Raw genomic sequence first — 1,272 nt, 5'->3', positions numbered from 1 at the left:
CCCGCCGCTGACAACAGCAAAGCTCGTTTTGCCTGCTCCTGCCCCACGACGTCAGCTAAGTCACCTTCATCAATCGCACTCTGCTGAGTCCAGTCTATTGGTTTGGATTCTCTGAGCGGTTCATGCTCATGTAGGTGCTCATACACACTGACCAAGTCCGCCGCTAACCAGCTTTTTTGTTCGCGTACTAACCCCGCCTCCTGCTCGTTAGCTATAGGCACAAAGGCCTGTCGTTTTTTCTTACGGCAAGCTAACAGTGCAGGAATGAGTCCATTCACAGCTCGCAGTTCCCCCGTCAAGGCTAACTCCCCGTAAAACTCCGCCTGCTCCAGAAGAGTATCCGGTATTTGTCCTGACGCAGCCAATATACCCACGGCTATAGCTAAGTCATACCGGGCACCGGTTTTGGGGATATCGGCCGGAGCCAAATTCACCGTAATACGTGTGGCCGGAGGGTACTCAAACCCTGCTTTCATTAAGGCGGTTTTGACCCGGTCGCGAGCCTCCTTAACCGTAGTTGCCGGCATGCCGACCATAGTGAATCCTGGCATTCCCCTCGCCAGATCCACTTCAACCCGAATTTCCGGCGCATGAATACCTATCAGTGCCCGGGTGTACACTCGCGCTAACGCCATCTGTCTCTCCATGACTGAACAACGACCTAACTATAAGCAGCGGGTAAGTCCTTGTCTGTAAGCTAAACACTTCAAGCAATGACCGATATCATTCCTTCTCTCACTTGCTTTTATACCCACTTCTGTCATCATCTTGCCCTAATTAAGAACAAACCGAATAACCAAAGGTCAGTAAAAAGCATGTTCCACCAACTGAACCAACAGTGTCGAAAAGGTCGGTATATAGCACCATTGCTATTACTGGTTTTTATGCTGTGTTGGGGGCAAAACTTTGGTTGGCTGGAAGGCTGTCCTAAGCATCAGGGCGCGCCAGCGGCTGAGCAGCTCGCAGGAAGCCATGCGGACCTGGGAGCAAAACACGAAAGCGCCAAAGCCGACTGCGACAAAACGGCGCATTTATTACAACAATTTCAGTCCGACATAACCTACGCGGCGCTGTCCTTCTTTATTCTTTTAACTTTGGCGTTGAAAGCTACAGCTCAAGAGCACGTAGCCCCAACACTTTTTCTTTTTTCCTGTAAAAGGCGACCCCACGCCGTATTTTGTTGCTTTCTGGAGTAGCGCTTCCAACGGATTCTCATCGTTGGAATACTAACTTCAGGAGTAATGTATGAATAAAATTTTACCGTTATGGCTC

1 protein-coding gene is annotated in these 1,272 nt (G+C 49.9%); it reads right to left on the bottom strand.

Features of this window, described 5'->3' with window-relative positions:
• Positions 1-635, bottom strand: a 635-nt coding sequence (locus B3180_RS11315) for a magnesium chelatase domain-containing protein (protein ID WP_286844587.1), incomplete at its 3' end; no start/stop codon positions are given.
• Between the last annotated feature and the right edge of the window lie 637 nt (positions 636-1,272).

This window comes from Idiomarina sp. UBA4206, from assembly GCF_002383015.1.
Lineage (GTDB): Bacteria > Pseudomonadota > Gammaproteobacteria > Enterobacterales > Alteromonadaceae > Idiomarina > Idiomarina abyssalis.
This window is presented reverse-complemented; position numbering and strand designations above follow the sequence as displayed.